The organism is Akkermansia sp. N21116 (genome assembly GCF_029854705.2).
GTDB lineage: Bacteria > Verrucomicrobiota > Verrucomicrobiia > Verrucomicrobiales > Akkermansiaceae > Akkermansia.
In genome coordinates this window covers 1,675,743-1,702,548 of record NZ_CP139035.1, presented here as the reverse complement: position 1 = coordinate 1,702,548, position 26,806 = coordinate 1,675,743, and the positions used below count along the sequence as shown (strand labels likewise).

Annotated in this window: 19 protein-coding genes, 1 tRNA gene, 1 pseudogene and 1 riboswitch; of the genes and pseudogenes, 8 read left to right on the top strand and 13 right to left on the bottom strand. The window is 51.0% G+C overall.

Features of this window, described 5'->3' with window-relative positions:
- Nucleotides 1-18 precede the first annotated feature (18 nt).
- From QET93_RS06570 to QET93_RS06555, 4 genes are all read right to left on the bottom strand, one after another.
- Entirely contained in the window at nucleotides 19-1,449 is a 1,431-nt protein-coding gene (locus QET93_RS06570) for a polysaccharide deacetylase family protein (protein ID WP_280132951.1), read from the bottom strand.
- Nucleotides 1,450-1,535: 86 nt separating this feature from the next.
- Complete coding sequence (locus QET93_RS06565; RefSeq protein WP_280132952.1) at nucleotides 1,536-2,741, bottom strand: hypothetical protein; 1,206 nt, start codon at nucleotides 2,739-2,741, stop codon at nucleotides 1,536-1,538.
- 129 nt (nucleotides 2,742-2,870) lie between these two features.
- On the bottom strand, nucleotides 2,871-4,721 hold the full coding sequence (thiC, locus tag QET93_RS06560) for a phosphomethylpyrimidine synthase ThiC (RefSeq protein ID WP_280132953.1): 1,851 nt from the start codon (nucleotides 4,719-4,721) through the stop codon (nucleotides 2,871-2,873).
- A 54-nt stretch (nucleotides 4,722-4,775) separates the two neighbouring features.
- Nucleotides 4,776-4,888, bottom strand: a riboswitch (TPP riboswitch).
- A gap of 64 nt (nucleotides 4,889-4,952) precedes the next feature.
- Nucleotides 4,953-8,501 carry an ATP-binding cassette domain-containing protein gene (locus tag QET93_RS06555; RefSeq protein WP_280132954.1) on the bottom strand — a complete coding sequence of 1,183 codons (3,549 nt, stop codon included), beginning with the start codon at nucleotides 8,499-8,501 and terminating at the stop codon, nucleotides 4,953-4,955.
- 196 nt (nucleotides 8,502-8,697) lie between these two features.
- On the opposite strand from QET93_RS06555, the gene QET93_RS06550 reads away from it, so the two are divergent.
- The 4 genes from QET93_RS06550 to QET93_RS06535 all read left to right on the top strand — a co-directional run bounded on the left by QET93_RS06550 (nucleotide 8,698) and on the right by QET93_RS06535 (nucleotide 13,166).
- Nucleotides 8,698-9,123 carry a hypothetical protein gene (locus QET93_RS06550; RefSeq protein ID WP_280126372.1) on the top strand — a complete coding sequence of 142 codons (426 nt, stop codon included), beginning with the start codon at nucleotides 8,698-8,700 and terminating at the stop codon, nucleotides 9,121-9,123.
- Between the two features lie 332 nt (nucleotides 9,124-9,455).
- A complete protein-coding gene (locus QET93_RS06545; protein ID WP_322189958.1) occupies nucleotides 9,456-10,463 on the top strand; it encodes an IS110 family transposase in 1,008 nt (335 codons plus the stop codon).
- A 167-nt stretch (nucleotides 10,464-10,630) separates the two neighbouring features.
- Nucleotides 10,631-11,446 carry an SDR family NAD(P)-dependent oxidoreductase gene (locus QET93_RS06540; protein ID WP_280131823.1) on the top strand — a complete coding sequence of 272 codons (816 nt, stop codon included), beginning with the start codon at nucleotides 10,631-10,633 and terminating at the stop codon, nucleotides 11,444-11,446.
- Between the two features lie 25 nt (nucleotides 11,447-11,471).
- The gene (locus QET93_RS06535) at nucleotides 11,472-13,166 is read left to right on the top strand and encodes a glycoside hydrolase family 75 protein (protein ID WP_280131822.1); all 1,695 of its coding nucleotides are present in this window, start codon (nucleotides 11,472-11,474) and stop codon (nucleotides 13,164-13,166) included.
- Between the two features lie 145 nt (nucleotides 13,167-13,311).
- Here QET93_RS06535 and QET93_RS06530 read toward each other — a convergent pair.
- Nucleotides 13,312-13,962: pseudogene (locus QET93_RS06530) on the bottom strand (squalene/phytoene synthase family protein); the annotation flags it as partial.
- A 122-nt stretch (nucleotides 13,963-14,084) separates the two neighbouring features.
- On the opposite strand from QET93_RS06530, the gene QET93_RS06525 reads away from it, so the two are divergent.
- On the top strand, nucleotides 14,085-14,849 hold the full coding sequence (locus QET93_RS06525) for a hypothetical protein (protein ID WP_280131821.1): 765 nt from the start codon (nucleotides 14,085-14,087) through the stop codon (nucleotides 14,847-14,849).
- Between the two features lie 26 nt (nucleotides 14,850-14,875).
- Here QET93_RS06525 and QET93_RS06520 read toward each other — a convergent pair whose 3' ends face one another.
- Nucleotides 14,876-15,604, bottom strand: coding sequence for a hypothetical protein (locus QET93_RS06520; protein ID WP_280131820.1), 729 nt, complete (start codon nucleotides 15,602-15,604; stop codon nucleotides 14,876-14,878).
- A 237-nt stretch (nucleotides 15,605-15,841) separates the two neighbouring features.
- On the opposite strand from QET93_RS06520, the gene QET93_RS06515 reads away from it, so the two are divergent.
- Nucleotides 15,842-15,916: transfer RNA gene (locus tag QET93_RS06515), tRNA-Gly, on the top strand.
- Between the two features lie 51 nt (nucleotides 15,917-15,967).
- Here QET93_RS06515 and QET93_RS06510 read toward each other — a convergent pair.
- Entirely contained in the window at nucleotides 15,968-16,591 is a 624-nt protein-coding gene (locus tag QET93_RS06510) for a hypothetical protein (protein WP_280131819.1), read from the bottom strand.
- A 288-nt stretch (nucleotides 16,592-16,879) separates the two neighbouring features.
- On the opposite strand from QET93_RS06510, the gene QET93_RS06505 reads away from it, so the two are divergent.
- Nucleotides 16,880-18,208 carry a UDP-glucose/GDP-mannose dehydrogenase family protein gene (locus QET93_RS06505; protein WP_280131818.1) on the top strand — a complete coding sequence of 443 codons (1,329 nt, stop codon included), beginning with the start codon at nucleotides 16,880-16,882 and terminating at the stop codon, nucleotides 18,206-18,208.
- 58 nt (nucleotides 18,209-18,266) lie between these two features.
- Here the strand turns inward: QET93_RS06505 and QET93_RS06500 are convergent, their stop codons facing one another.
- The 5 genes from QET93_RS06500 to QET93_RS06480 all read right to left on the bottom strand — a co-directional run bounded on the left by QET93_RS06500 (nucleotide 18,267) and on the right by QET93_RS06480 (nucleotide 24,132).
- A complete protein-coding gene (locus QET93_RS06500; RefSeq protein WP_345786075.1) occupies nucleotides 18,267-18,791 on the bottom strand; it encodes a DDE-type integrase/transposase/recombinase in 525 nt (174 codons plus the stop codon).
- Between the two features lie 351 nt (nucleotides 18,792-19,142).
- Nucleotides 19,143-19,313: a hypothetical protein gene (locus tag QET93_RS06495; RefSeq protein ID WP_322190154.1), complete on the bottom strand. Its 171-nt coding sequence runs from the start codon at nucleotides 19,311-19,313 to the stop codon at nucleotides 19,143-19,145.
- Between the two features lie 464 nt (nucleotides 19,314-19,777).
- Nucleotides 19,778-20,782, bottom strand: a complete 1,005-nt coding sequence (locus QET93_RS06490) for a glycosyltransferase family A protein (RefSeq protein ID WP_280131816.1) — start codon at nucleotides 20,780-20,782, stop codon at nucleotides 19,778-19,780.
- A gap of 21 nt (nucleotides 20,783-20,803) precedes the next feature.
- Complete coding sequence (locus tag QET93_RS06485) at nucleotides 20,804-23,065, bottom strand: methyltransferase domain-containing protein (RefSeq protein WP_280131815.1); 2,262 nt, start codon at nucleotides 23,063-23,065, stop codon at nucleotides 20,804-20,806.
- A gap of 20 nt (nucleotides 23,066-23,085) precedes the next feature.
- The gene (locus QET93_RS06480; protein WP_280125229.1) at nucleotides 23,086-24,132 is read right to left on the bottom strand and encodes a glycosyltransferase; all 1,047 of its coding nucleotides are present in this window, start codon (nucleotides 24,130-24,132) and stop codon (nucleotides 23,086-23,088) included.
- Between the two features lie 297 nt (nucleotides 24,133-24,429).
- On the opposite strand from QET93_RS06480, the gene QET93_RS06475 reads away from it, so the two are divergent.
- Entirely contained in the window at nucleotides 24,430-25,536 is a 1,107-nt protein-coding gene (locus QET93_RS06475) for a zinc-binding dehydrogenase (RefSeq protein WP_280131814.1), read from the top strand.
- Nucleotides 25,537-25,632: 96 nt separating this feature from the next.
- Here QET93_RS06475 and QET93_RS06470 read toward each other — a convergent pair whose 3' ends face one another.
- On the bottom strand, nucleotides 25,633-26,655 hold the full coding sequence (locus QET93_RS06470) for a DMT family transporter (protein WP_345783035.1): 1,023 nt from the start codon (nucleotides 26,653-26,655) through the stop codon (nucleotides 25,633-25,635).
- Between the last annotated feature and the right edge of the window lie 151 nt (nucleotides 26,656-26,806).

The following is a 26,806-nucleotide window of genomic DNA, read 5'->3' as shown; positions in this document are numbered from 1 at the left end:
ACCAAATTGAAGAGAGTGTCACTTTACAACATTTGCCGGCACATAATGAGACTTGGGTTCCGACACACCGAATTGCCACCGGACACTCTGAGGCTGGGAAGAAGAAAAGGTTTTCCAGGATACGAATACGGTCACGGTATCGACACGGAACGGACGGTTCGCTTTCCAGGAATACATTTTCCGGACGGGATCATAGGAAGCGGGAACTTTACCCAATCCATTGATCATCATCACAATAGAGTCCGGATTTACATCCCGTTCATTACTCAAATCAATCGATATGACGGGAGCTAGATCCGCAATCACGGCATTGGCAGTAGGCTGAACAGTTTGCATAGGAGGAGGAAGCAATGAGGAAGACATGGAGGCAACCGATATGCTTCCTGCCCCGGAATCGGATACCCCCGAAGCCCCCGATTCTCCCAAAGGATGGAACGTCACGGCATTGGCAAAAATCCTCGGATTGTTGCCAAATACGACGTAACGGGGAATCTGCCAATTGTCCGTTTCATGCAAGGTCTTCCTCTGGACGACTGTCACAGCGCCCACGTAACCGTATGTCGGCAGTTTTTCGATCATTTCCGGCGTATGATACCCTCCGGGATAACAGTAGAATTCAATCGGTACATTAAAATTGGCCTGCAGCCACTCCCGAGACTTGCCGATTTCCCGGTCGATCAGAGTGGAATAGGCTTCCTGCCCCTTACGCTGGACTCGCTTCCATGCCGAGGGGTAGAGATGGCTTGTGGAATGGCTTCCGAGAGTAGCCCCGGCACGCACCATTTCCTTAACCTGTTCAATACTCAACGACGCCCCCCGGCCAGTCAAATAATTGGTATAGGGAAACACCGTGAACGGAAATTCCATTTCCTTCAACACCGGAAAGGCGTCCGTATAGAGGCTTTTCCAGCCATCGTCGACCGTGATCATCACACAATACTCCGGAAGGCGACGGTCGCCATTCTTCCATTCCCTGAATTCTTTCAGGGTAATAACGGGCATGCCTGCATCCTTCAATGCCTGCATCTGACGACGGAAAACAGAGGTACGCATACGCATCTCCGTCACAGGTTTTTCCTCGCTAAAATCATGATAGCACAGGATGGCAACCTGAGTCTTGTTCTGATCCACCGGGATTTGGGATGCCTTGGGTATAACGGGCACTTGGACGGCCTGAGTATTGGCTGGAGCCAGCTCCTCGGGGGATACCGGCACCGCAGTCGGGATATTCTCCTCCGCTACGGGTTCCGCAGTCGGAATATTTTCCGAGGCCGGCACAACGGCTGCCCCTCTACCCTCGCCCCGGGACGGAGCAAGAGACGGAACACCGATGAAAACCCCGGGATCCAGAGGAGGTGGTTCAGAAACAGCTCCCGGACATGAATCGACCGCCAGGACAGTACAAACCATACCCAGTGACAACAACCATCCGCGAACGCTTCGTATCATACGGATGAACTACTATGCCTCCTGTCCGCGATCAATGCTTAATTGCGTGCATGCCAACCGTTGCCAATGGCATTCGGACACCGGCATCACTTGCTGTCGAATTTCAGGATTACGCGGTGAGGACGCCATGCGTCGACTATCTCATTTTCCAATTCCTTCCATGTTCTGCCATCGAGAAGCAACTCAACCGGATTCCCCTTTCCATCGCGCTGGATCTGCTGGAGGTAACGACGCAGATTTTTCATTTCTCCTCCGCCACGATCCATGCGAATAAAGAACACGGTAACCAACAAAACACCGGCTTTCATCCTCATCAAGTCCCGTTCGGAACCTTGAGGGGCACCTTCCTGAGTCAAAATCTTCTCCAAGGAAGGAAGGGAAAGGCTGCTTTTACGGATTGTACGCGGAACGGAACGGGCCGACAAAGCGATGTCATGTTCGTAATCGAACATGCCTTCCTTTTCCGGCATCACCTCCATGTAGGAAGCCAGTCCCTCGTTCAGCCAATAGATTTTGCCCAAGAACTGCATGACCCAATGGGTCATGATATGGATGGGCTTCAAGTAGGAAAAATCCGGAATCGTCGCTCTCTTTCTCAATTCAATACTAACAGGAAAATCCGGATCCGTCCTATTCAAGCGGACGATAAAATGTGTACCGGAAACCCCGATCATTTCACCGTCGCCTCCCCCGGATTCTTTCCAGCCGGCATCGTCGAAAGAAACTCGTATCACATACCGCACCGGAGGAGCCATTGCCAAGCGAAGGTTAAACGGCAGCGCGGCCAAAGCGGCCAAAGCCGATTCAAACCGGATGAACAAGGCATCCAGCTCCGTACGATCCAAAGGTTTGGGAGATTCTATCCGGAAATGATCGGACTCATAGACGCTGTACCCGTCCAGCTGCTGAAGGACCTTGAACATAATGACGCCATCATATCCCGACTTTTTCGGCCACGGATCCATCCAATTGGTCGGCACAACCTTCTTGTCAGTACTCGTATCCGTTACTTGCTGCGGCTGAGGGAACTGGTCCTCCGGAGGAGGTCCTTCTCCATCGCGAGAACGGCGCAGCCATTCATCGGCATAGGCATTGTCCACTCCGGACAAAATCTTACGGGGAATCGTTACCCGCCTCCCGTCGGCCAGCAGGATATCCAATTCAGCATCGCGTACCTCGACCAGGTTTCCCGAAATCGTCGCTCCGTTCCCATTAGTCCACACCCTGGCTTCAAGCACGGAGCTTGCAGCCACAATGCCGGTCAATATCAGGAGCAGGAATTGATTTTTCATAGGGAAACAACCGTTCTTTTGGCATATGAGTCCCTTGCTGACAATCCAATTCGCCCTTACAACAAACTTTTTCAGAAGAAATCAAAGGCTGCTTTCTCTCCGTTCATCAGGATCAAATCTCCGGTTTGTTCAGGATTCAGGCTCGTTCTCCCCGGCCATTTTACGAATATCCTGGGACAAACGCATGGCACAGAAATTGGGGCCGCACATGGAACAAAAATGAGCGTTCTTTGCATTGGCATGCGGCAGCGTCAGGTCGTGGTATTCACGAGCTCTCTGCGGATCCAGCGAGAGGTTGAACTGATCTTCCCAACGGAATTCGAAACGAGCCTTGGAGAGAGCGTTGTCCCTGTATTGCGCAAAAGGATGTCCCTTGGCAAGATCGGCCGCATGGGCAGCCAACTTGTAGGTCACGACTCCCTCGCGGACATCCTCCCTGTCCGGCAATCCCAGGTGTTCCTTCCGCGTGACATAACAGAGCATAGAACATCCGAGTTGACCGATCACAGCGCCCCCCAAAGCTCCGGTGATATGGTCATAACCGGGGGCAATATCGCTAGCCAACGGCCCCAAGGTATAGAACGGCGCCTCCATACACCACTCCAACTGCTTGTTCATGTTTTCGGCAATCAGGTGCATGGGAACATGCCCCGGGCCTTCATTCATCACCTGCACCCCTTTGTCCCAGGCGCGTTTGGTCAACTCTCCCTGCACTTCCAATTCCGCCAGTTGGGCAAAGTCATTGGCATCCGCAATGGAACCAGGTCTCAAACCATCCCCGATGGACACGGCCACATCGTAGGCGGCAAGAATGGAACACACTTCGTCCCAATGATCGTAGAGGAAGTTTTCCCTGCCGTGGAGCATGCTCCACTGAGCCATAATGGAGCCGCCGCGCGACACAATACCGGTCATACGGCGGGCCGTATGGGCAATGAACCGCTGCAAAAGCCCGGCATGCACGGTCACGTAATCGACGCCCTGTTCCGCCTGCTCTACAAGCGTATCTCGGAAGATCTCCCACGTCAGCTGCTCTACTCTTCCATGAACTTTTTCCAAAGCCTGATACACGGGAACCGTGCCAATGGGAACGGGGGAGTTGCGGAGAATACCTTCACGGGTGGCATGGATGTCATTTCCCGTGGACAAGTCCATGACAGTATCCGCCCCCCAATGAATAGCCCATCGCAATTTCTCCACCTCTTCCTCCAAACTTGAACCGAGAGCGGAATTGCCGATATTAGCATTGATCTTAACCAGGAAATTGCGACCGATAATCATCGGTTCACACTCGGGATGATTGATATTGGCGGGAATCAGAGCACGGCCCGAAGCAATTTCGTCACGGACAAATTCCGGCGTGTAGAAAACCGGCATCCGGCATCCGCAGCGCCGTTCTCCGGGATGCTGGAAATCAAGGCTGTCACGACGGACCAGACTGCCGGGACCGAATCCTTCTTCCGCTTCCAGAGCGGAAGGTCGCGGCATTACGGAAAGACTTTCAAGCATGCGTTCCGCTTCTTCCGGTCTCGTCTTCTCATGGGGAAAGCGGTCATACACCGCCTTGAAGGCTGCTTCCCTTCCCAGATTTTCACGGATGGCGACAAACTCCATTTCCTGAGTCACCATTCCCTGAGATGCATACCACCGCTGAGTTACCGGATGGGAGCCGTCCGAAACAAGACATGAGCCGTGGGAGTTCTCCACCGTTTTCACATCGCCACGGGAAGTAATCCAATCCTTCCTTAACGAGGGAATTCCCTGATCAGCAGATCCACAGAAAGAATCGTCCCCCCAGGGACCGGAACAATCGTACAACCGGACAGGAGCATTGTCTTCCCGGCAACCGTCGGGAAAGATGGTTTCACTCAGGGAAACTTCGCGGAAGGGAACGCGAATCCCGGGGAAAAGTTTCCCGGCGACATACACGCGGGACGATCCGGGGTAGGAAAGGCAAACATTCTTGGTGTTGTCAGTCATGGAAGGAACGTTGATGAAGATAAAACAACCTCCTTCAGAGATCCATGCACGGCAGGACCTAACTCAGCGACTCCCTGCGAAGGTATTAACCTTATCAGGTTCGGAGGGTTTCGGATACGCGGAACGGGTATCCTGTCTCAGCACGGCATGCTCCCCTGTCGAAGGCAGAAAGATTCTACCTCTCCTGCCGAATCAAGGGAAGACATTTCACCGGCACTCCCACCCCAATCGTCAAAAACGGGTCACGGGCACTTTGACTTCCATGCGTTTCTTCACGGCCCATCCGGCAACAACCAGGGGAATCAATCCCATGAGAAACAGGACGACCCCGTCCTTCCACAAGGTTTCCACTGTACCATGGTCTGCGCTATAGCCGGGATCGTCCGGAAGTTTGCCGTCTCCCATCCAGGGAATGGGCTGAAGATGGGCCAGGAAAATCGTCGGACGATCTACCGTTTCGCGGCTCTGTCGCTGGGCTTCGGCAAATTCGTAAATACCCTGGATACGGTCATTGACGAAATACGACACCATCGTCTGTTTTTTGACCTTCTCCAAATCCTTGATATAGGCATCAAGTCCCTCTTCGGAATCCCCCATGGCATACCGGCGTAGCGCGCGCAAATGGCGCTTTGCCTCGTCCGCGTCGGTAGCTTCCAGGGATGAAATAGCCGTCAACCCGCGTAGCAACATACGCATCTTATCCTTTTCCGCCGAGGTAAGCATGCCGGGCTTGTTCTTCAGGATATCGACGCTTTTCTGAATTTTAGAACGTTCCAATTCCCACAGATTATTGGTTGCCTGATCCACAACGAACATTTCATAGGAGTATCTCAACGGACACGCTTCGGCCACAAGAGGGACTCGTCCGGGCTTTAACCTACCATTCTCATCCGTCCTGTGAGCCGACCAGGGGATGAACTGATTCATCTCCTCGAACGGAATCATCGCCCCAGCCAGCAATACCTGCGGGATCAGTACGAGGGGCACCATATTCAACGCAACGCGTTCGGTCTTGGCAAAAACAGATACAAGCAGAGAAATACTGACACCGACAAATGCCGTCAGCACCATGATCAACCAATACGACACGAACATCTCATTCACCTGCAAAATGGCGTTGCCTATGACCAAGTACAAAGCGGACTGAATAGCGGCAAGAAAGGTCAACACCAAAGCCTTGGCCGCGATATACCCCGATACGAAAACACGGTAATTGCTTTCGCGTTTGAGCAACGGATTATCCTTCAATATCTCACTCGCCGCTCCGGTCAAACCAAAAAACATCGCCACAACAGACGATAAAAACAAGTATGGAGGAATGTGCAACGCTGTCTTGAAGGTAAACACCGGAGTTGACGATGCCCGCAGGGTCATCGCTATCAGCAGAGCCAGTAAAGGACCTTCCAGCAAAGTTGTGTACAAGCCCATCCGGCTGCGAACCCTCCCGAGAAAGGTACGCACCAGCCACAGGCGGAACAACCTCCAAAACTGAATGACGGAACGTTTGGGAGGCGGAGGAATGATATCGCTGGTTCCCAGCATGGTTTTCGGCAGTGCCGCTCCAAAATCGGCTCCCATTGAATTGCGGAACCGGAAGCCTTCAAAGCGTTCCTGCCAGAGACGGGGATGCTGGAGACGCCGTCTGTCGTGCCACTGCAAGGGAGCCTCCAAAACTTCAAAGACATAATCAGCGCCACCAGCCTTGATGCTGTCCGCCGAAACCTGAATCCCCATATCAGTCGCAGCCTTGCGGAAATAGTGCATCATCGCCGCAGGTTCCCCCCAAAAAGCCATTTGCCCGCCATGGTCAAGCACGAGAATCTTATCGAAGCGATTCATCAGGTTGGCACTCGGACGGTGCATCGTGGCAATAACGATTTTGTCGCGCCGCAGACGTTCCAACGTTTCAACAACCTTGGTAGCATCGCTGGACGATAGCCCGCTGATCGGCTCGTCCATCAGAAAGACGTCGGACCCCCCCGTCAAATCCAGCCCCAGATTCAGACGGGTTCTCTCCCCATCGGAAATCATTCGTTCATGAGGCCCCCCAACACGGCGGGAAGCAATATGCGTCAATCCCAAAAATTTCAGGATGGCATTGACGCGTCGCATGCGTTCCGCACGCTGGAGACGCGGGCGCCGGACAATAGTAGCCTGGGCGATGTGTTCAGCCACGGACATGGAAGCATCCAAGATATCCTCACGGGGAATGAACGCGATATAGGGACGCAGGTTTTCCGGCTGTTCGTAAAGGCGTTGTTCATTGTAGCGGACACGACCGCGAGTCGGGCGCAAGTGCCCCGCCAAAATAGAAAGAAGAGTACTCTTCCCGGATCCGCTCGGACCAAGAATGCACACCATCTCGCCGCGTTTGACTTCAAAGTCAATATTGTCCACAACACGACCGGAACGAGGAAAATCCTTCGTCACACTCTCGACGCACAGCGAACGGATGGCGTTGTATTCTTCATCCAGAACGCCTGAGGAAAAATTGCACCTCAAACTCTGGAAGGCATTCAGGTTGATGATATCGCCATCCTGCAACTCCATCTGACCGCGCACGACTCTGTTATTGACGGATATGTGGCTGGCTGCCTCCAAAACATCCAGTGTCCCGGAACTGGTATCGCTGGAGAACGATACCTCGAACACGACGTCCGAAGCCAATCCGGGAGTCAACAGCAAATCCCCTTTGCGAGCCTTTTCCGGCATATTCGTCACACGTACTTTACGTGCAGCAGGATCGATCTGGAACTGCTTGCCGATATCGGAAGTCACTTCCTTGATATCGTTGAGAAGGAACGGACCAGCTCCCTGCAACATGAAGGGAGTATGGTAGGAAAGTTCGGTAATTTCCCCCGGTTCAACCTTTTTGTTTCCGACTCGGAAATCGACATCGGGACGCAGGATCGTCACATCTCCCTGCAATCCCATCATGATCTTCAACAAACTGTTACGATTACGGACACGCGTGATCTGGAGGCTGTCGTGCTGAACAAAGAAGAAGAAAGCTTCCTTCCTCCCGGTTCGCTTGGCTTCCAGGAAAAAGTTAAAGTCTTCGTAACTGATCGGGCCGGAAGGAATGACGACAACCTGCCCCACCGTCAACGGCATGGCCCGCCCGGGAGCCAAAGGACGGCCGCGGACAATCAGGGATTTCTTCCCGTCATTGACGACCATCACCAGGCGAGAACAACGAATCAAGCGAAATTCTACCCCCGCATCCGATTCCGGAAGGGCAACCTCGCCTCTTCCGGATGAAGAAAAACTAACGCTAAAGGCCGGATCTTCCGCTTCAGTCCCTGGAACATTCAACAGATTCATCAGCCCCTCGGCGGCGCCGGGAAGCTCAAGACCGTAAGTGACACGTTCAAACAGATTGCCCAGGGAAGACTGATCTCCCGAATTCTTCAACAAGGACAATACTTCCAAAGCAATGGCTATGCGTTCCGCTTCGTCGCGTCCGGCGGCGGCGGCGGCCAGCACTTCACGTACCGTATAGGAAGCAGACATGGATTGTTCCAGACGGGACGCCAACCAGTAATGTTCAACCTCCGGAAACGTATACCGCAAAATATCCAAGGCAGCATCGGCATCCTTGGCATTGATATGCCGGTGCCTCATCAAAATAGTCGCAAACAAATCGACGACCGTCCCGGCATCGCGGCGCATGGAACCGTCATCCCGGCTCAACCAAGGCAAGTGCCCGGCAAGCAAACGCAACATACGCAAGCGCCAATGTCCGATTTTTTTCTGAATGAACTGTAGGGGCCGGATCATGAATTGTGCTGCAACAAACCTATTCCTTTTCTACATGCCGCAGGGGCCCGGGACAATGCCCAACTTGAACGAATATCCAAAATGACAAAAAAACATTCCTCTTAGGCTTGATAGATGGCGAGTTTGGTACTAGTTTGTAAAGAGCTGCCGCACGTTCTTACACGGCGGTTTAACATAAATAATCCAACAAGACACTATGGACTTCCAAGTATCCACTCTTTGCGACTACGCTGCAGACTATCAGGGCAAACTTTGCGTCCAAGGCGCTTTCGACACTCTCTTTGCCCGCCAGACCCCGGTTGTGCATCCCTCCTGCGCTCTTGCTCTCCGCATCACGTTGACCCCCGAAGACGAAGGTGACCATAAACTCGGCATCAGCATCGTTGACGAAGACGGTGAAGCTCTTGACAAGGAACGCATGCCCATTTCCGGCGATCTGCATGTTCAGTTGCCCGAAGGAGCTTCCTTCTTCACCCGTAACCTGATTATGAACTTCCAGGGACTCTCCTTTGCCAACGCCGGTACCTACTCCGTGGACATCACGCTTGATGGCGAAATCATCACTCGCGTTCCTCTTCGTGTTGTTCTTGTTCCGCAGCAGGAAGAAGGCTCCGCCAACTAAATCGTTTTTTCAAAAAACAATTGCTAAGGGGCTGTCTCATGAAGGATTGAAAAATCCGACTGAGACAGCCTCAAATAATAAAAAGAGCTAATATTTGATTACCACGGAGGGTAAAATGCTTCGTGGAATCGGAGCAGGGCTTCGAGGATCGCAACCACGAAGCCCTGGCTTGTATTGAGCACGAGAGACAGCCAGATTCCCGCCCTAGGGCGGAGAATGTCAAAGAGTCAGTGCCGATACAAGCCCCATCCGGGGATCCGATCATTCCAAATCTCGAATAGTTGAAAGGACCGTCTCCCCGAGATGAGTCCGCATTTGAGGAGGAGATCAGAATGAAGCCCAACAAAACAAAAATCAATCGTGAAGTAGGAGAAAACATACCTCAAAAGAACTATGCCGGAGTAGATATATCCAAAGACTATTTGGATATCTGCCTTCAGCATAAAACCTACCGATTCACCAACAACAAGACAGGACATAAGAACATGTTCCGTCTTTTTGAAAAACAGGAACAACCAGTTCATGTCGTGTATGAGTCCACCGGCTATTTAAGCCGTCGGCTTATCCCCGTTTTCATGGACGCCAATATCTCCCAAACATGCCTTAATCCGGTACGAGTAAGAAACTATGCCAGAAGTGAAGGACTACAGGCCAAGACCGACCGTTTGGACGCTCAGGTGCTCTGCCAATTGGGAAAAGACAAACAACTTGAGCAAGACTATCCACTTACCCGAGAAATTCTTCAGCTCAAAGAATACGAAAGTGTCCTTACTTTTTATGTCAAAAGACGGGCACAGTTGAAAAACGAGCAAAAAGCAACCAATCAGCCGTTTCTGAAACAGCAATTGGATCAAGCCCTGAAGCAGGAAGAAAAACGCATAGAGGCGTTGCAGGTTCAAATGGAAAAACTCATCAATACTCATCAAGAGCTAAAAGAAAAGTATGAAACCTATTTGAATGTTAAAGGAATAGGGAAACGCAATGCCATGGCGTTGATTAGCCTCATGCCCGAATTGGGAAGCATTAATAGAAAGCAGGCGTCAGCCCTACTCGGAGTAGTGCCTTATTCCTGGGAAAGCGGAACGATGAAAGGAACACGCAAAATACATGGGGGCAGAAAGGAACTGCGCCATCTTCTCTATTTGGCAACGGTTAGTGCCTTGAGGTGCAATGAAATCTTGCAGGCGAAGTACAAACATTTTCTCTCTGTGGGAAAAACACGAAAGTGTGCACTTATTGCCTGCTGTCATTCTCTAATCATTTATCTCAATAGCTTAACGAAAAAAATAATTCCCCCGGATGCAGCGTCGCACGCTGCCGGGGGGATTGGGGGCGAGTAGCCCCCATTTGTCTATTTCTGAATTATAGTTGACTCTTTTTTCTTGTAAAATACCTTTCCGAAAAGGACAAAAAAGATCGGATCGTTCTTCTTTCGTTCCTTCCTATCCCGTTATTTGACAAACGCCGAGATTGTCATTCCGGCTCCGACAAGGTAAAAAAAAACGGAATGCGACACCAATCCTATCAACGGGCTATCATTACAGGAGCCTCTTCCGGACTCGGGGAAGAATTCGCCTATCAGCTCGCTCCCTATGTCGACGAGCTCATTCTCATTGCCAGACGCCGTGACCGCCTGACAATCGTCGGAGAGAGCTCCCGCAGAATCAATCCCGCTCTTCAGGTTTCCTGCCTTCCCGGGGATCTCACGGATCCCTCCTTCATGATCCCCCTGATTCATATGCTCACCGGATTGCCGTCAGCAAGAACCCTCCTCATTAATAATGCCGGCATGGGAGATTACGGGGAATTCTCCACAGCTGACTGGGACAAGATAGAATCCATGATTGTCCTCAATATCTTTACCCTGACCAAGCTCTGCCACTCCCTCATCCCGACTTTGGAAACCGCAGGAGGAGGCATCATTAATATCAGTTCCCTTGCATCCGCCCTTCCCATTCCGGACTTTGCCGTGTATGCGGCGAGCAAAGCCTACGTTCTATCCCTATCGGAAGCCTTGCGTCTGGAATTGAAGGAAAAGAATATCAACGTTCTAGCCGTCTGCCCCGGACCGGTTCATACAGAATTCGGCCAGATAGCCCGAAGACCGGGATTCACCGGAGACATGATGCCGGGCAAGCAAATGTTCGACACATCCCGCGAACGTGTCGTTTCCGAAGCCTTGTCAGCCATGGCAAAAAACAAGTCGCGAATTTACCCCGGAGGCCCTATCAAATGGTCCCACATCCTGCTTTCCCTCCTGCCCGCTCCCGTCATCCGATGGGTCATGGGCAGGAGACCCCGGCGTAGCCTTCTTCAAACCTGAATCCCCCCGACATCATTCTCCAGTCATGAGCAGATCCAAAAGGCAATCCTCGCAATCCCGTATATCTCCGGTATCGGCCATTCTTTGCGGATGCGCCATTGCGTTCGTAGCCTCCCTGTTCACTCCTTATCCGGCCGACCTTGTGCGCGCATGCCGGGAGCTTCCCCCCCATCTCCCCACAACTCCGCCCGATCCTATTAACCGGGACAACACGCCTCCCAAGAACCACGAACCAGAACAATCAACGCCGGACGACGGAGAAAATCCCCCCCTCCCCACTCCACCAACTCCAGATCCCTCCCTTTCCGATGCCGGTCAAAAGGTTCCGCCTTCTTCTTTCATGGTAGATTCCAGGCTGGCCGATCCCTGGAGAATTGAACGGGCCGTCTCCATGCCCAACGTTACCTATCCACCTTTCCCTCCCGTCATGCCGACACGCATTGCCACGGGAGCCTTCTGGGATGTCAAGGAGCTTACGCGCGGACTAAACCTCAAAACAAAAATCAATTTCATCGAAGGAGACCGGGCATCCATTGTCCGTACGATTCCCTCCAACTACCGGGCGACACTTACCTTGGATGTCGTCATGCCCAAGCCATTGACCAAGGCGGAGGAACTCACTTCCGTCAACCCTCACCTCAACCGTATGCTGCCGGGGCTCAAGGAGTTGTTCGACTCAGGCAAGCTTTCCCCCTACTACTCGCTGCTCTATACGCGCAAGCAGAACGAAATCCGGAAAAAGCTCTCCTCTCTCAACAGAGTACTGGATCGCCACAATTTCTATGATACGGAAACCATCATGGAGCTCTGCCATCCGGCTACGGGCCGGAAAGTCCTATGGCTGCAAAGTGAAATGGACGTCGTCTCCGACGGTTCCGACGGAGACCGTTTGTCCACAATGCCGGAGAAAATCCTCAACAGTTCCTTCTATCAGCCGAGCACATCCTACCGCTGGCTAAAAAAAACCGACAAAGTCAATCCTCTCCTGCCCGTATGGGAAAAGCGTCTGACTTCCCTACAGGCATCTCTCGCCAAAGCCACTGGAGAAAAAAAGGCCCAGATAGCCAACGATATAAACCATGCCAAGCTCGTCATCGCCGAGCTCAAGCGCAATAGTTTTCTGATTGCGGAATACGATCCCTTCATCGTCCTGCCTCTGGGAATCGTCAACCAGTCCTCGTCTTATTCCCCGGCATTCGGAGATTTTGTCATCGTCGTTGCCGGCAAAAAAATGTATCCCGCCATCGTAGGAGACGCCGGTCCCCGCTACAAAACGGGAGAAGCTTCCCTGCGGCTTGCAACCGCCATCAATCCCAAAGCTTCCTCATACGCCCGCCCCGTTTCCGACCTGACGGTCAGCTACATCATCTTCCCCGGTACCGCCCTGCCGGATAAAGGACCGCCCGATTACGCAGTATGGGAACGAACCTGTACCGAACTTCTCAATGAAATCGGCGGCATTGCCCCCGGTTACAGTCTGCATCGGTGGACCGATCTGCTAACACCGCCTCCACCTCCTCCTGCTCCGCCGTCCCAAAACGGGGCAGGAGGCCCTACGACCGGAGAAACGGACAAGGGAACTGATCCTACGCTTCCCCCTGCGGGCTCTTCCACGCAAAAAGAAACGCCCTCACCATCAGGCGCCGCACCACGCTCCGCCCAACCTTCTTCTTGGGCTCCGAAGCCGTCGTCCCGTCCAATATCCCGTCAAGGTCCATAGTTTCCAATCCCAGCCACGCAGGAAGGACACTGGCAAACCTCAACCTTTTATTTATCAACGCCGAAGAATAGGCCACACCTTCTCCCAACCAGGAACGGGCCATGGATTGCCAGGCAGCCAATACATCCGGTTCGTCAGATATATAAGAACGCCCTCTTGAGGCGTCCTCGGCGCGGTCTCTCAAGATATTGACCAACTGCAATCCCTGACCGTAATGGCGACCAAGCTCAAGCATCTCCTCACGGGACAATACGGAAAAATGTTCGTCCAAGACCAGAGAAGCAAGCTCCGTCCAAAACTCTCCAACACATCCGGCAACCCGGTACGTATAAAGCAACACGTCATCCTTCGAAGGCGTGCGAGTCGCCTCTTCGTGTCCGTCTCCGAAAAATTCCAAATCCCATATCTGACCTTCGACAATCGTATGAAGAACTTTCCGTATCAGGGAAATCTGCTCAGCAGGCAAAGCATTCATGGCCGCAACACATTCCCCATACCTTTGGAGCAATACCCTCTCTCCCTCATGCGTCTGACCGGGAGCCAGGTCCCGTCCCAGTCTCTCAAAACACCTCCGGCATTCGTCCCTATCGGCTATCCCTGTCACGACACGATCCATCAATCGCAAGAGATCCAGCCTCACAAAAGAGGAAGCCTTGGCCGTATCTGCCACGGAATCAGCAGCTCTCGCCAGCATATACGCAACAGAGACGGCCTCCTTCATTCCTCCCGGCAAAAAATTGATGCTAAGAAAAAACGAGCGGGAAACGGATTTCAACAAAACGCGACCACCATTCATGCACGTTTATTCTAACGGTCTCCGGACAACATGGCAAAATCAATTCACGAAAACATGGATTATCTCTTGCAAGCAGTTCATTCCTTCCGTTATTAGAGAATGGATACGACCTTGTCCTACACATGAAAAAACTTACAGCGTTTCCAGCTGCTCTCTTCCCGGCTGTCATGGTAATGAGCTTCCTGCCCTCGTGCAGCAAAAATGACAATTTCGATAAAATCCCCCGCACGGGATTCATCACTCATTACCAGTACGACAAAAAAAACAGGACGCCTTTCCTCTCCTTCTGGGCAGATGGAAATGCCCACGAATGGAATGACCGCGTCCAGGGCAAGCATGAAAAAAAACAGATCTTGTACATCAAAGATATCAATATCAATTGGATGGATGTAAAACCGAAAAGCGATGAGGAAAAACGGGATCTCGATAAACTCCGCCAATACTTCCGCGATTCCCTCCGCAAAAACATCTCGCAGGCTGCCCATAACGAACGAAATTTCATCCCGAAAGCAACATCGTCACCCAATGCCTATACACTGGAAATAGCCATCACCTCCATCACTCCGACGCCCGCCGTGGCCAATCTCCTTCTCAATGGAGTCAATGAACTCAAATCCGGCGTCGGCACCATTGGAGAACAGCTCGTTAAAAAAGGTCATATTGCCATGGCAGCCAAACTGACAAACACACATGGCCGGATCATCGCCGAAGTTGCCGACTACCGGGAAGACCACTCGGCCCTTCTCATCGATCTCAAGGATTACACCCGCTACAAGCACCATGAACGGCATATCGACGAATGGAGCCAGGAAATTACCCTGATCCTGACACACCCATCCAACTACAAAGTGGACCCGCCCAGGAAGTTCACGCTCAATCCCTTCTAGAAGGGGCACCTCGTTTCACAAAGTGCTTAAAAACACCAAGTCAGCCACGCGCCCACGGAAACATGATTGTCGATTCCATGGGCAAGTCCCTGGTAATAAGCTACAAATGGCTGGAGACGAAAGGCTTCCCCCAGACGAAACAAAGGTCCGGTACGCACCATGAGATCCTGCAAGCCGCTCACACCATGGTATTTGGACGCCACCCCCACGGCAATCGTAGAAACCCACGCCGTACTCTGGAAAATCAACGGCTGCCACGTCACGGCCGCCTGACCATAAAATCCATCCTGGGCATAGTCATACACGGCAAAAGTGTGGATATACCAACTGGCTGTGGGACTCCAATGTAAATGTACTCCATTCTCGGTTCCGGATTTCAATACGGTCTTGTCAAACCAATTCCGGGCAACGGAAATACCCAGAGTACACTCATCGCCCACATAATACATGAGTTCCCCATACATGGTCGTCTGTCCGAATTCATTTCCATCGAATCCTCTCAGATAGTCAGCCTCGCCGGAAAAAGCCCAATCATTGTCCAATGCACCGGAAAAGGCGAACTGAGATTCCCACACTTGATCTCCCAACTTCCAGCCCCGGTATACATAATTGGAACGAAACCCCTCCATGAGAGAACATCCCAGGAAAACAGGGGAACGCCTCGTGCTTTCCGTCAATGACGGTACAGACTGATAACCCCAGCCCTGCAAAAGGCTGCAACACAAAAGGAAAAGAATACACAAACGTGCCAGCATGCCAACATCATGACACCTTGCATTCAAAAAGCAATCCGTCTCCACGACTCCGCATTCACCTCACACGTTATAGCATCTTGTCAATATCTTCCAACCGTGGATCAAGAAGGATCTTCGCAATCATGACGACCAGATTAAAAACAGGAAAACACCTCGTAAAATAACCGGTTCTCCTAAAAAATGCTTGCGTAAATCTTAAAACCATGTATAAGTTTTCCGCACACCTACTCAATTAATGCGGATGTAGCTCAGGGGTAGAGCGCAACCTTGCCAAGGTTGATGTCGTGGGTTCGAATCCCATCATCCGCTCCATTTTTGATGACTTACCTTCTATCAAGTAAGTCTTTGTTTTCTCCAATTTGTCTATTGCCAGAGATAGGAGAGTTCGGGAATACCGCTAATAATATCACTACCTTTTTGATTACAAGTAACAATGACAGGTGACGCATAGTAGAGGGATTCACCGTACTCCAGAAGAACCTTCCAAATCCTGTCCGCCTCCCCACCCCAAGCGGATAAGGCCTCGGACATCACACGGGCAAAAGCCGGTCTGACGGCAAAGGAAGTCATGCTCCTGTAGTCCCGATTCATCTTTTCCAATTTACTGGGTTTGGGAGACCGGGCAAAACCGCAGCGATGCAGAAGAATAGCCCCGGCCTCTGCGGGAGCGGATGCAAGAAGTCCCTTCAAGATACGGTCAAATCCCGCCACAGGTACGGCATCGTCCTGCATGATCACGACCCATTCCTCCTGGCATAATTCAGCACGATCCAGGGCTCTTCTCATAGCTCTCTTGCATCCGACCGCACGGCAAACGTATTCTGGGGAAAACTTAAGTCGTTCGATATGATATGCTTCAAGAGAATCTTTCTCCCAGGCTGGAATTTCATCCATACTTTCTATTTTAACGCCGTCAATCCATTCCCATGAAAGCGCCTGTTCCTGGAAGATACGGCTTGCCTTTTTGCGTTTAGGAGATCCAGGCATACTGACTATTAGTATTTTATACATTATTTTCGCGATTGATTTGTTTTGTTCCGTACCGAGTCCCATCAAAATGTAAACGAATAGATGACATGCGGTATCGACACCTGGAACCTAATGAAGTCTTTTTTGCATTTCAAGCAGGCTGAAATGTTGTTTATCAAACAACTACAACAGCAAGAGACAAAGGCGCAATACATGCATCAAGGCACAAATTCTCCTGATTCCTCTCATCTGGATTTTATCCGGAATTCACGCTACATGGAACTGATATTCAAACCATATACGTTCATGAACATTACCATAGCAGGAACAGGATACATCGGACTTGTCACCGGAGTATGCCTCGCAGAAGCAGGCCATTCCGTCACATGCATCGATATCGACCAAAAGCGCATCGCAGAATTGCGACAAGGAATAATCCCCATCCATGAACCCGGTCTCGACGAACTCGTCATCCGGAATGCAACGGAAAACCGTCTGGCTTTCGACACCGATTTAAAACGCCACGTCAACCAATCCGACGCCGTGTTCATCGCCGTCGGCACGCCACCTCTTGCCAGCGGCAAGACAGATCTGTCCTATGTTGAAGCCGTCGCAAAAAGCATCGGAAAATATATGGAACGCCCCTGCCTGATTGTCATCAAAAGCACCGTGCCGGTCGGAACGTCTGGAAACATCGGAAAAATCCTCACTCGTGAATTGAAACTCCGTAACGCAGGATGCCGTTTCGAATTAGCCTCTAATCCTGAATTTCTCCGGGAGGGTCAAGCTGTGGCCGACTTTATGCATCCGGACAGGATTATCGCCGGGACGTCTTCGCTCCATGCCAAAGAACTCATGGAGACTATTTACAAGCCGTTCACGATCCATGGAGTCAAATTGATTCACATGGATATCCCCTCTGCTGAAATGACCAAGTACGCGGCCAATGCCATGCTTGCCACACGCATCAGCTTCATGAATGAAATCGCCAATCTGTGCGATGCCGTCGGAGCGGATATCCGCATGGTACGGCTTGGGATGGCCTCCGATGAACGAATTGGCCGCCATTTTCTCAATCCCGGTTGCGGATATGGGGGATCGTGCTTCCCCAAGGATGTACAATCGCTTATTCAAACCGGACTACAGCATGGATTGGAAATGAAAATTGCCCAGGCGACGGAACAAGTTAATGTTACCCAGCGGAGCATCCTTGTTGACAAGCTCATCCATCTGTGGGAAGGCATCCCCGGTCTTATGAACAAAACAGTCGCCATCTGGGGAGCAGCTTTCAAGCCGGACACGGATGATACACGGGAAGCCCCATCGGCAGCCATGATCCACCGTCTCCTCGACTTGGGTGTCACAGTACGTCTGTACGATCCCGTCGTACGTAATATAACGCGGTTTTTCCCGGACAGAAACGCTGTTTACGAAGCGAATTCCATTGACGATGCAGTTCTCGGAGCGGATGCCCTCCTTGTTGTCACGGAATGGGACGATTTCCGCGAGCCCGATTGGAAACGCATCCGCGAACTCATGCACGGCGACATCGTTCTGGATGGTCGCAACATGTATTCGCCTCGGCTTCTTCGGCAAGAAGGATTCCTCTACCGAGGTATCGGCATACCGGCATAAATGTCCAATAACGTCCTGTCCCGTCCTAAAAAAGCGTTACAAGGATTAGGGGGGATGTTTAGCACCGTTTTAAACACAGGGCAAGTTGCCACTTGCCCTGTGTTTTGCTTCGGTAGGTTCGTATCGGATGCCCTTGTTGGTTATGCATCCACTCTGGCGTTTTCATCCCACACGATAAATGAGGGCGAAGGGTGTTGTAGATGTGGATGCTTTCTTTCACTAGTTGCATCATGCCTTCTTTACTGGTCTTGTATTTTCCCAGCAGGAAATCTTGCTTGAGGATTCCATTGATTCGTTCGGCTACCGCATTGGCGTAAGGGTCGTAGCTTTCCGTCATGCTTGGGATGATCTTGTTTGCCGCAAGTAGTTGTTGATAGGCGTCGCAACAGTATTGCAGCCCTCTATCTGAGTGGTGGATGAGTTGCTCTTTTCTTTGGCGCGTTTTAATGGCCATTCCCATCGCTCTTAGCGCTCCTTGGCTCGATAGGCTTTCCGAGAGGTCATAGCCCACGACTTTTTTCGAGTACGCATCTGTTACCAATGCTAAATACAGAGGCGACTCTCGATTACCAAGATAGGTGATGTCGCTGACCCAGATTTCTTCCGGGCGTTCAGGGGGGGGGCCCGGCGATGAGGTTTTTGTGGCGATGAAATCGATGATGCGAGTTTGTTGTCTTGTGATAGCTTCTTAAGGGTTTAATCAGCAAGTTATTAGCCTTGATGATGGCATTGAGTTTGTCCCGCCCTACATGGAGCTCCTGGAGTTGAGGCTCCAAGAGGTAGTAGAGTTTTCTCATACCTATGCGCGGCTGCTTACTTCTGATTCCCTCTACCAGCTCAATAACGTCTTGCGCCCTTCTTCGTTTCTTGTGATGAGTCCATTGGTGGCGATAATATTTTTGTCGGCTTAGCCCGAGCAATCCGCACGTTGAGCTTATCGTTTCTTCTTCTCATCGCGCAAAGCTTCTGATTGCTCGGGAGAGGAGTTTTTTCGTATAGGTATTTTGAATTCCTCTTCCGCCATGTCTATCATCATGTCGAAGAATAGGGCCTTTTTGTCCGCTTGCTTCAACTGGTGCTCCAGACGGGCATTTTGCTTTTCCAAGAGACGGATTCTTGCTTCCTATTCCAAGAGGAGTTGGTCTTTATTTTCGAGGGCTTGCTCAATGGTTTGTTCTCCCAATCAAAGCTACCATATTTCTCAAGCCATGTCTTGACCGTTCTATGGTCTTGGATTCCATATTTGCGAGTAGCCGCGCGCACGCCCAGTTCTCCACTTTCTACTTCATGGACTACTCCTAGCTTAAAAGCCATGCTGTAATCCTTCTGCGTTTTCTTAATGTATTGATGCTCTGTTTCTCTGTTCATAGCGTTTTTCGGGGTGTAACGCTATTTCAGGACTAGACATCCCGACGAAATAATCCGGCACATGGAGTGAAATTGCCTCCATGCGCCCTTTTTTATGTCTGCCCGACTACGAAACAAGCATATCATGAAAAAACCCCGTCCCGGGATTACTCCGGAATGGGGTTCTGAATTCTAATACGTATGAAACAAAAAGGAATCTGCCTAACCCTCAGGGGCGGTAATTTTGCCGGCCAGTACATACAGGGCATTCTCGTCGGCTTCAAAAACTTCGACCCCCCAATCATCCCAACACAGGATAAGGCGCTCAGGAGTCCTCTCCAATACAGAGGCCAAACTCCCGCCATCCAGCCTTCTTCCCCTTTTTCCTTGGATACGGAAAGAATCCCTCCAATGGGGGTGTGACAATTCCAAGAGATGTTCCCAGGATGCGGGATCCGTTGCAATACTTGCATTGGCGATGAGGAAACGCTTCTCAATCATACCACCGCGCGTCACGGAAGGGTTGCCCTTCTGGACGACAATATGCGGCAGAATACCTTGTTCCTTGACATAATCGGCCATATTGGCACACCCGTACTCCCGCATCAGCATAAAAATGAAGTTATCCTCGTTAAACCCGAAGTTGGTATGTCCCGTTTTGTGCTGCCACTTTTCCACAATAGGAATCATGAGCGATGGATTCAGTTCGCATTCCATCACTTTTTCCAGAACTTGCGGCGACATGTTGAGAGCAAAGCCGAAGAAACGATAAAAAGCATTCTTCAGACAGAAAAACCCGTTCAGATTCCGGGCAATTAAGTCCCGGGCATTATAATAACTGGAATAACAGGGTGGGAGAGTTGAGTGAAAGTCGTTGATATTCTTCAGATAATCCGGAGAATAAAAATCATCGTCGTCGATTTTGACGAACAAGTCGTATCCTGATATGTCAAGATCTCTCACGGTGTCGATGATGTTGGACATCTGGTTCTTATTCGGAAAATACCGAAGAGTCAGGCGTCCTGTCTCAATGAAATGGCGAAAACGAGGTACGAGCATCTTGTTGAATACGTACTCCGTCACACCTTTAACAGCGACAAAAACATGGTAGTCCTCCGAAGCATACGTTTGGTGCATGAAGGAAAAAATCTGCCGTTCCAGGCTCTCCAGTCTCTTATAGGAAGGGAGGCAAACGGCTATTTTTTTATGGATAGGATTGTGTTTCATAAAATTGGTAATTTTTTAATTTCAAATGCTTGGTTTTACGATCTCCAGACAAACCGTCTCAATGGAAGGAAGTGTCGAGGTAAAAATGGACTGGGGAGGTTCCAGACCGGATAAAAGATGATGAGATGATTGTCCGGCCTCCCGGACAGCAACGTCATAACCGACGGATTTCAGGCAAAATTCCAGAAGCTCTCGCGTCCAAAATGACCGATGCTCCAATTTGTCTTCCATCCAAACCAGGAGAGACATAACGGAAGGCTGCCCATCTTGCAATTGACCTGATAATTCCGGGACAATCATGCCCGCATAATCCATAATTCTGGAAATGTCCGCTACGGCTATTCGCATGATTCCTCCTGGTTTCAAGGTTCGCCAGGCTTCATGGAAAAACCCCAAGGCATCACGGAAGGAGACGCATTCAAGTACATGTTCCAAATAGTAGGCATCAACACAGGCATCCGGTAGAGGGACAGGATGCTTGATATCGTTATTCAACAAGCCCAAGTGAACCCAGCCCTCCATTTTCCGGCTTTCGTCACCGATCCGGATACAAAGGGGCTGAACGTCCGTGGCATGCGCGGCAAAATCCGGAGCAATCAAACAAGCAATATCCTCTTCACCGGAATCTGCTTCCAGAGCCAGCTTGTCTCCTGTATAAAGGTTGGAGCCGGTACGGACGAGCAATTCCTCATTCCAGTGGAACCACCCCAGCCCGAAAATTCCGTTGCCCTTATGAGACAACTGACCGGAACACCCCGTGCCGCGGCGTCTGAAGAATCCTCCTTCATACACTTCGATTTCGTCCGTCCACGATACATGCCGGGCTTTATACACGGCTAATGGCCGACAATGGTAAAAGTGTTCCAGAGCATGAAGCTGCAACGGTTTGCACCAATGAGAAGATACCTGCTCATTGTCCGGCAGGGGATAACGACCGCTGTGCATGCACAAGAGCGATGTGGACTTCGGGACCGCGCCAAGCTTCAAGGCCAACTCTCCGAAGATAATATCTTCGGGACCAGTCGGCGGAATGTTTTGTTCTGAAACGATTTTTTCTACCATCCGGCGGGAAAGACAGTATCCCGCACCACCGCTTGGAGCACCTCGTCCTTCCAGGGACGTATCTCCGATCAGTTCTGCTTCTCCGTCGATCAATCCCTTCAATCGATCCAGAGCGACATAGGAGTCGTCATCGCATTTGAACAGCCACTTAAAATCGTAATGTTCCAAGGCGTAGCGGAAAAACTCCAGCACCTTTTCCGGAAGACGGGCATATGTATCACTTGCCCACAGGGTAACGGTATCTTCCTTTTCATCCTCCAATGGCGTCCGGTGGCCCACGAAAAAAACGGATTTAATCCCGTTGACAGAATGCTTGAGCCACGTATCACGCACGGCTTGCCGACGGTCACGGGCTTTGCAACAAGAACAGATGCCAATCAATAGATCCACTTTCTTTCTCTCCACTTCCGTAGCTGGCGAAGAGGGCAAATAAGTATCGAGCAATTGTCCTACAATACTGTTCTTATCCACATTTTCCAAGACATCAGGGGCAGCTGCCAGCCGAGTCCCCCAGAGGCACACTGCCCGGGAATCCCTCAACTCGCTGCTTTGCAGGTGCAGCCAGCCATTGTAACAGTTTAGCCACGAGGATTCGTGTATGGGGTAGACGGAAGATGCCGGAGAGGAATACCTTTCCAAGCCGCCATGGACGATGGCCGCTGTGAAAACACTATCCCCATAGCTTGAGGGAGGAGCAATTTTTCTCCGTTGGAATACATCGGGATAATCCCGGGCAAATTGTTTCTTTGATTCCGTCTCCCGGAGGCCATCCCACGGCATCACCGCAGCCGGGTCTTCCGAGAACTGCCGGAGGCATTCCATCACCGGATGTCCGGGAGGAAACCCGATCAATCCCGTACCATAGACGCGTGGTTCCCTCTCAGGAAACCACGGCAGTTCCGGGATGTCGTCACGGTTCAAAGATACAACATCCAATTCTGTCCACAACCCGCCTTCCCGAGCAAGCAATGTATTGCGGAACCAGTTTGAAAACGGCTCCCATCCGGCTTTGTCGTGGGAAAAAGCCAGGGACTCGGGAATGACTCCGGAAGCATCCCGGAGAACCGTTCCCTCGGGAACATTCGAGCAGGGCCGGTACACAAACAATTGCATCTCGACCCCATGAGCCAAATAAGACCGGACCGCCAAACCGGCGAGGAGAGGAAGTTCCCCTCCCGGCCAGAAAGCGGAGACCCGGCGACGTAAAGTATCAGTCATCATACCAGTTCCAGTGTTCAAGGTTATTCCGGCAGTTGGAGCATCTGCTCGAAGATTTCTTCCCAGCTGTCCATCGACGCCTTCAATCCACCTAGTTGGAGACCGCGTTCACGGGCGGCTTCCGCCATATCCCTCCGCAAATTTGGTTCGTAGGCCATTTTACTGGCATAGTAGATAAAGTCCCTCTCGTTGTCGCAGAGCCAGCCCGTCTTGCCGTGCTCGACAAGTCTCTTCCATCCTCCGCGGTTATCGACAATCAGGACACTGCCGCTCGCCATGGATTCAAAACCGATGCGCGGCCAGTTTTCCGTCGTATCCGTCGGTTGGAGGACAATCTCACAATGCTTGTAAAAATCCTGCTGCGACACCACCTTATGGTTGGCCGCCGTACGGATCCAGCTGTAGGGGTGTCCAATCTTGCGTTCGCTCTTCTCTCCGAATCCGAGGAAAAGTCCCCGTTTACATTTCGGGGCAACAAAGTATTCGTAAATATGAAGAGTATTTCGGGCGAACTTGTCGGCATCCTGCCGGGAAATACGACCACAGCCGAACCATTCGTTGGAACGTTCCTCGACAAACGGAAAATCGTCTGCGTGAAAATAAGGAATAAAGGTCGAAAACCGAATCGCCGAGTCCCGGTTCAAAGCCTTCAGAATGGGCATGTTCTTTTGTCTGACATCCTCGTTCTGGTACAGGAACATGGCAATCTGCCCATCGGCCATCGCCTGTTTTTCCTTGTCGAATAACCAGGTCATACAATTGACGAACACTGTTCTCTTCGTCCTCTTGCGGATGTCCGGAAGATTGTTCAGAAACTCCGCATTGCAGAAACCGATCACAGGATCCCCCGGTTCCACAACGGACCAGTCGTTCATGGCATGGATATGAATTCCTCGGGAAATCATTTCCATATAAAGGGGTTCTCTGGAAACGTTCTCCCAGGTCGGAATCAGATGAACTTCCATTCCCATTTTGACCCAGGCGATAATTTGATGGTGCAATTCCGTTCCTGCACCACCGTACATGCCGGGGAAACCATGAACGAAAATTCGTTTCAATTTTGTACTCATATTAATGATATTGGTTCTTGTTGTTTTTATTGACATCTCCCTCTCCGGAAGACGCATCCATTTAAGGAGCAGCAATACGGAAAACACAACACAAAGCGCCAATTTTTATCATTAAAATACTTATAATAAATAATTTATAAGATTACATAATTCCTTATTTTTCTACAAAAAAAATCTATCGTCTCGTCTCAAATCGCAGGAAGGCATCCCTCCGGCAATCACCGTTGCCGGTTCTTCAAAAGAGAGGATACTTTAATCTTGTAAAATGGACAAGAAGCCCTTAGGTTTTCAGCCGTTATGCAAACCACAGCCAAAGCTGCCGTTCTGACGGCACCCAAAACCTTCGAAATCCGCGAATATCCCATTCCTGCGATCAGTGACGACGAAATGCTGATCAAAGTGGAAGCCTGCGGCGTCTGCGGAACGGACGGTCATGAATACAACCGCGATCCATTCGGACTCTGCCCCGTAGTCCTCGGCCACGAAGGTACCGGCGAAATCGTCGCCATGGGTAAAAACATCACCAAAGATACTGCCGGGAATCCTCTCGGGCTTGGCGATAAAATCGTTACCTGTATCATTCCCTGCGGTACATGCGACGCATGCCTTAATACGCCCGGACGCACCAATCTTTGTGAAAACGTCGGCGTTTATGGTCTAATGCCCGATGACGATGTCCATTTCAACGGTTACTTCGCCGAATACCTGGTCATCCGCAAAGGATCCACTTTTTTCAACGTCAGCAACATGACTCTTGACCAATGCATTCTCGTAGAACCGGCCGCCGTAGTCACCCATTCTCTGGAACGCGCCAAATCCACCGGCCTGTTGAAGTTCAATTCTGTTGTCCTCGTTCAAGGCTGCGGTCCGATCGGCTTGCTCCAAATCGCCACCATCCGCACACTTGGGATAGAAACCATCATTGCCGTGGATGGCAATGATTCCCGTCTGGAACTCGCGCGTGAAATGGGCGCTACCCGCACGTACAATTTTACAAACTATGCCGATTTCGAAACCCTCCTTGAAGCAGTCAAGGCTGACAACGGCGGTAAATTGGCCGATTTCGTCTTCCAATGTACGGGAGTGGGAAAAGCCGGAGCCAATGCCTGGAAATTTGTCAAGCGTGGCGGAGGCTTATGTGAAGTAGGCTTTTTCATGGACGGAGGAGAAAGCATCATCAACCATCACTACGACCTCTGCAACAAGGAAGTCACGGCTGTCGGCTCCTGGGTGTACAGCCCGCAGGATTACCCGACTACCTTCGACTTTCTCAAACGGGCCTATTCCATCGGCTTGCCTCTGGAAAAGCTGATTTCCCACCGTTTCAAGCTGACTGAAATCACAGAAGCTCTTGAAACCAACGTCCAGATGAAGGGCATTAAAATTGCCGTCATCTGCGACTGAGTCAGTCAGCTCCAAAATTACCGGTGAGGGATTGCAGAGATCATATCTCCTGGCGCACCTCCCGGAAGCTCCAGCAACCAACCATCCGTCCCGTAGCTACATGCCCGGGGCGGATTTTTTCCCTCCGGAAATTTTCGGCAACACGTTTTCCCGTCTTCTCTTGAGCCGGGAAAGCGCCATACGACGGCGAAGACGAACCTTACGATCCTCTTCCATCTGTTCCCGGGATTTACTTTGAGTCACCATATAGACCCCGCCAAACACCAGCGCTACAGCCAGAAATTTGAGTACCCCGAACGTATCCATTCCCCACCATACCGCTACGACGGAAGCCACGATAGGCTGCACATAATTGTACATACTGACAACAGTAGGCCTCAACCGCTTCTGCCCGACGGGAAGCAGCAAATACGTCAAAAACGTACCGAAAAATACGACGTACCCCGTACTCCCGTAAAGGGAGAACGACAACGAGGAAAATGGAATGGCAGCCACATCATGATACGCAAAGGGAAGCCAGCATATGGAAGCATACATGAACATCCACTTCATCAACGTCACCGGGGAATACCGCGATATCAATCCCTTGAAAAACACAAAATAACCGGCAACACTCATCTGCGCGAAAAGCACCAGCAGATCCCCCCATACATTGCCGGATGAATCCGCGCCTCCGGAAATCTGTCCGCTGCCGGCAATCAACAGCACCGCCCCCACCGCACTCATAAACACGCCGGACACCTTCTTCCCCGTAATAGGCTCTTTCAGGTAAAATGCCGCCATAATCATGGCAATGATCGGAGTCGTCGTCGTAATGATCGAAGCATCGGCCGGGGACGTCAAGCCAACCCCCAAAGTATAAGACCCCTGATTCAGAACGATACCGAACAAAGCCGCAAAAAACAGCATCAGCATATCCTTGGAAGCCACCTTTTCCTGCCGAGTAAAACCTGAAGCCAGCCAGAACAGACACGTTGCCCCCAGCATACGGAAAGAAGCCATTGCTACAGAACTGATTTCACCTGTGTGAAGCGCAAACTTGCACATGGGAGCCATCAACCCCCACATTGTATTGCATCCGAGCATCGCCAAATGGCCTTTGAGATTTTCATTCTTCATCTTGACAACCAGACGTAAACCGTATCTGGAAATGAACACGTCTCTTCCATCTGCGACAAGCAGTGCATTACCATCTTCCTGTGTTAAGATCAACGGCATTTCCGGATTACTCTCATAAATTCCCTCATTTCCCGTTAAAAAGAGACACATA

Coding starts and splice junctions, on each gene's coding strand:
- QET93_RS06555 (WP_280132954.1), bottom strand. CDS start 8,501: ATGATCCGGCCCCTACAGTTCATTCAGAAAAAAATCGGACATTGGCGC.
- QET93_RS06550 (WP_280126372.1), top strand. CDS start 8,698: ATGGACTTCCAAGTATCCACTCTTTGCGACTACGCTGCAGACTATCAG.
- QET93_RS06570 (WP_280132951.1), bottom strand. CDS start 1,449: ATGATACGAAGCGTTCGCGGATGGTTGTTGTCACTGGGTATGGTTTGT.
- QET93_RS06480 (WP_280125229.1), bottom strand. CDS start 24,132: ATGAGTACAAAATTGAAACGAATTTTCGTTCATGGTTTCCCCGGCATG.
- QET93_RS06565 (WP_280132952.1), bottom strand. CDS start 2,741: ATGAAAAATCAATTCCTGCTCCTGATATTGACCGGCATTGTGGCTGCA.
- thiC (WP_280132953.1), bottom strand. CDS start 4,721: ATGACTGACAACACCAAGAATGTTTGCCTTTCCTACCCCGGATCGTCC.
- QET93_RS06520 (WP_280131820.1), bottom strand. CDS start 15,604: ATGCTGGCACGTTTGTGTATTCTTTTCCTTTTGTGTTGCAGCCTTTTG.
- QET93_RS06535 (WP_280131822.1), top strand. CDS start 11,472: ATGAGCAGATCCAAAAGGCAATCCTCGCAATCCCGTATATCTCCGGTA.
- QET93_RS06505 (WP_280131818.1), top strand. CDS start 16,880: ATGAACATTACCATAGCAGGAACAGGATACATCGGACTTGTCACCGGA.
- QET93_RS06510 (WP_280131819.1), bottom strand. CDS start 16,591: ATGCCTGGATCTCCTAAACGCAAAAAGGCAAGCCGTATCTTCCAGGAA.
- QET93_RS06475 (WP_280131814.1), top strand. CDS start 24,430: ATGCAAACCACAGCCAAAGCTGCCGTTCTGACGGCACCCAAAACCTTC.
- QET93_RS06540 (WP_280131823.1), top strand. CDS start 10,631: ATGCGACACCAATCCTATCAACGGGCTATCATTACAGGAGCCTCTTCC.
- QET93_RS06545 (WP_322189958.1), top strand. CDS start 9,456: ATGAAGCCCAACAAAACAAAAATCAATCGTGAAGTAGGAGAAAACATA.
- QET93_RS06470 (WP_345783035.1), bottom strand. CDS start 26,655: ATGAAGAATGAAAATCTCAAAGGCCATTTGGCGATGCTCGGATGCAAT.
- QET93_RS06525 (WP_280131821.1), top strand. CDS start 14,085: ATGAAAAAACTTACAGCGTTTCCAGCTGCTCTCTTCCCGGCTGTCATG.
- QET93_RS06490 (WP_280131816.1), bottom strand. CDS start 20,782: ATGAAACACAATCCTATCCATAAAAAAATAGCCGTTTGCCTCCCTTCC.
- QET93_RS06485 (WP_280131815.1), bottom strand. CDS start 23,065: ATGATGACTGATACTTTACGTCGCCGGGTCTCCGCTTTCTGGCCGGGA.